Raw genomic sequence first — 3,797 nt, forward strand, 5'->3', positions numbered from 1 at the left:
CGCCCCGGAGGTGGAGTCCGCCGTCCTCCCCCTCCGTGCCCGCATCTCCGTCCGCGCCGGCCTCGGCAACCTCGCCGCCGGCCTCCGCCCGCCCGCCACCGGCCACGACAACCCCCACTACTTCGACGACGCGGCCTGCGTCCGGGCCTGCGTCCTGGCCGTGGCCCACCCCGGCGACCCCCGACTCGCCGCGGACCTCGCCGAGTTCGACGCCCGCTACACCCAGGACGGCGACGGCGTGCACGGAGCCCGCGCGATGGCGGCGGCGGTGTCCCTGGCGCTGACCGGCGCCGCTGTCCACACCTGCGTGACGGCCGCCCTCGCCGAACTCCCCGAGACCACCGAGATCGGCCGCAACGCCCGCCACGCGCTCGACCTGGCCCGCCGGGCCGAGTCCGCCTTCGCCCTGGTCCCCCTCCTGGAACACCAGATCGTCGACCACGTCTACAGCTACGGCATCGCGGCCGCCGAAACCGTCCCCGTGGCGCTGGCCCTGACGACAGCCGCAAGCGGCCGTATCGCCGAAGCGGTACCGGCGGCGGCCTGTCTCTCCCGCGTGGCCGACTCCGCCCCCGCCCTCGCCGGCGCCCTGACCGGGGCACTGGGCGGCGGCAGCACGATCCCGTCCTCCTGGCGGGACGCCTGCCGCACCCTCTCCGGCTGCGCGCTCCCCCGCCTCACCGCCACCGACCTGGTGGAACTCGCCGAACTCCTGGAAGCCACGCAACCGGCCCCACCGGGAGGATGATTCGGGCATGACGCCCAAAGAGCAGGAAACAACCAACGTCACAGAACGAGCCACAAACAGCCTCGAGGACCGCGTCACCGGAGCCCTCGTGGGCGCGGCGGTCGGGGACGCGCTGGGCGGCCCGGTCGAGGGCTACTCCCCCACCCAGATCCTCGAACGTCACGGCGGCCGCGTCCACGGCATCGTCGGCCCCTGGAACGGCGACGCCTGGCGCACGGCCCGCCCCCACGCCCCGTACCACAAGGGCGACGGCCACGTCACCGACGACACCTTGATGACGCACGCGCTGGTACGGGTCTACGCGACCGTCCGCGACCACCTCGACGCCTACGCGATCGCCGACCATCTGGTCCCCGACCTGATGACGAACCCGCGCTGGATCCCGGAGCTGGAAGCCGAGGCCCTTCCCCTCCACCGCGTCTTCCTCGCCGAGAAGTGGCTGGTGACCCGCCTCCACTACGCCCACGCCGACCCGCGCGAGGCCGGCGTCGGGAACATCGTCAACTGCGGCGCCGCGATGTACATGGCCCCGGTCGGCCTGGTCAACGCGGCCGATCCGGCGGCCGCCTACGCCGAGGCCCTGGACGTCGCGGGCGCCCACCAGTCGTCGTACGGCCGGGAGGCGGCGGCCGTCCTCGCGGCGGCGGTGGCGGCGGCCTGCGTCCCCGGTGCCACCCCGGACACGGTCGTCTCGACCGTCCTGTCCCTCGCCAAGGACGGCACCCGCGAGGCGATCGAGCGGGTCTGCGAAGTGGCGTCCCGGCACACGGACTTCGAGTCGGCCCTGGTCCCGCTGCGCGAGGCGGTGACGCCGTACGACACGGTGGGCCCCGACTACCGCGCCCCCTCCCTCGGCGCCCGCCGCCCCTCCCGTCTGCACTCCATCGAGGAACTCCCCATCGCCCTCGGCATGGTGCTGGTCTCCGGCGGCGACTACCGCCACGCGGTCCTGGGCTCGGTGAACTACGGCCGGGACTGCGACTCGATCGCCACGATGGCGGGCGCCCTGACCGGCGCCCTCGGCTCCCCGGTCCCGGACGACTGGTCCAAGACGGTCTCGGAGGCGAGCCGTCTGGACCTGTGGGAACCGGCCCGCGTCCTCACCGAGGTGGCGTACGAGATCTTCGAGCGGGACGTACGGCGACGGCGGGCGCACGAGGCGGCGTTCACGAGACTCGGAAGCCTCGGATGCTCCGACTGACCTGGGTACAGCCGGAGGACCTGATCGGCCACGAGCTGCGTCAGGCGGCTCTGGACGGTCGTGAGGCGTCGGTGATCGCGGCGCGCTGGAGGGCGGCCGGCGGGGCGGAAGCCCCGGTGCGAGCGGGTGCGTCGACGGACCGGGCGTCGCGCTACCTGCGGCAACTGGCGGAGGACCTGCTCGACGAACTGGCGGACCTGCCCGGCAGGTTGACCGAGGCGGAGCCGACCGAGCTCACGGGGATCAAGGCCTGCTGCCCCGACTGGCCCCGGCCGGCACGGGCGGCCACGAGCCGACTCCGTCTGGAAGCCGCCTGGCTGGGCCGCGCCGCGGGCTGCCTCCTGGGCAAGCCCGTCGAGAAACTCCCCCTCACCGGCATCCGCCAACTGGCCCGGTCCACCGGCAACTGGCCCCTGAACACCTACTTCACCGCCCGAGGGGTCCCGGAACAGCTCCTGTCACAGCACCCCTGGAACCGCCGCTCGGCCCCCACCTCCCTCGTCGAGAACATCGACGGGATGCCCGAGGACGACGACCTCAACTACCCCCTCCTCAACCTGCTCCTGCTCCAGCGCCACGGCCGCCGCTTCACCACCGCCGACGTGGCGAGGCTCTGGCTCGACAAACTCCCCGCCGGCCGCACCTTCACCGCCGAACGCGTCGCCTACCGCAACCTCCTCACCGGCATCGAACCCCCGCACACCGCCCGCCACCGCAACCCCTTCCGCGAATGGATCGGCGCCCTCATCCGCGCGGACGTCCACGGCTGGACCAACCCCGGCGACCCGGCCGCCGCCGCGGAACAGGCCCACGCGGACGCCACCCTCACCCACACCGGCAACGGCGTCTACGCGGCGATGTTCACCGCGGCCGTCATCGCCCAGGCCGCCACCGGCACCCACGACATCCACGGCTGCCTGAGCACCGGCCTCACGGTGATCCCGCCCCGCTCCCGCCTGTCCGAGGCGATCCGCCACGCCATCGAACTGGCCACACGACAGCCCGACTTCGACACCGTCGTGGACGAACTCCACGCCACCTACGCCGACACCCACCATTGGGTCCACGCCATCCCCAACACGGCCCTGATCGCCGCCGCCCTCACCCACGCCGACGGCGACTTCACCGGCTCCATCTCCCGTGCCGTGTCGGGCGGCCTGGACACCGACTCCAACGGCGCCACCGCGGGCGGCATCGCCGCACTGCTCACCGGCAGCCCCGCCGCCCTCCCCGAACGCTGGACGTCCCCCCTGAAGAACCGGCTGTCCACGTCCGTCGGCGACTTCAACGGCGTCGGCTTCGACACCCTGGCCCACCTCACCCACCGGGAGGCATCCCGCCCATGACCCACATCGTCGTGCTGGGCAGCACGAACATGGACCTCGTCACCTATGTCGAAAAGGCCCCGCAGCGCGGAGAGACCGTGACGGGACGGCAGTTCCGCACGATCCCCGGCGGCAAGGGCGCCAACCAGGCGATCGCCGCGGCCCGCGCGGGCGCCACCGTGTCGATGATCGGCGCCGTCGGCACCGACACCTACGGCGCCCAACTCCGCTCCACCCTGGAACACTCGGGCGTCGAGACGGACCTGCTCCGCACCGTCGACGGCCCCTCCGGCACCGCCCACATCGTCGTCGACGACGAGGGCGGCAACGCGATCGTCGTCATCCCCGGCGCCAACGGCACCGTCGACCACCTCGTACCCGGCGACGAGGGCCTCATCGCCTCCGCCGACACCCTGCTGCTGCAGTTGGAGATCCCGATGCCCGCGGTCGTCGCGGGAGCGCGGACCGCCCGCGCCCACGGCGTCCGTACGATCCTCACCCCCGCCCCGGCACAGCCCCTGCC

4 protein-coding genes are annotated in these 3,797 nt (G+C 73.4%); all 4 read left to right on the top strand.

Annotated features, from left to right (window positions below):
* The coding region (locus GRC12_RS42625; RefSeq protein ID WP_208785814.1) for an ADP-ribosylglycohydrolase family protein at positions 1-748 on the top strand (748 nt) is incomplete at its 5' end.
* Positions 749-755: 7 nt separating this feature from the next.
* Positions 756-1,949, top strand: coding sequence for an ADP-ribosylglycohydrolase family protein (locus GRC12_RS42630; RefSeq protein ID WP_208785815.1), 1,194 nt, complete (start codon positions 756-758; stop codon positions 1,947-1,949).
* Positions 1,937-3,295, top strand: a complete 1,359-nt coding sequence (locus GRC12_RS42635) for an ADP-ribosylglycohydrolase family protein (RefSeq protein ID WP_208785816.1) — start codon at positions 1,937-1,939, stop codon at positions 3,293-3,295. The genes GRC12_RS42630 and GRC12_RS42635 overlap by 13 nt, the downstream gene beginning before the upstream one ends.
* The coding region (locus GRC12_RS42640) for a PfkB family carbohydrate kinase (protein WP_244374631.1) at positions 3,292-3,797 on the top strand (506 nt) is incomplete at its 3' end. The genes GRC12_RS42635 and GRC12_RS42640, both read left to right, overlap by 4 nt.

It is taken from the genome of Streptomyces griseorubiginosus (genome assembly GCF_017614965.1).
In the GTDB taxonomy this organism is placed as follows: Bacteria; Actinomycetota; Actinomycetes; order Streptomycetales; family Streptomycetaceae; genus Streptomyces; species Streptomyces griseorubiginosus_B.

What these genes read in the sequence shown, in the direction of transcription:
- GRC12_RS42635 (WP_208785816.1), top strand. Translation starts at nt 1,937, where the DNA reads ATGCTCCGACTGACCTGGGTACAGCCGGAGGACCTGATCGGCCACGAG.
- GRC12_RS42630 (WP_208785815.1), top strand. Translation starts at nt 756, where the DNA reads ATGACGCCCAAAGAGCAGGAAACAACCAACGTCACAGAACGAGCCACA.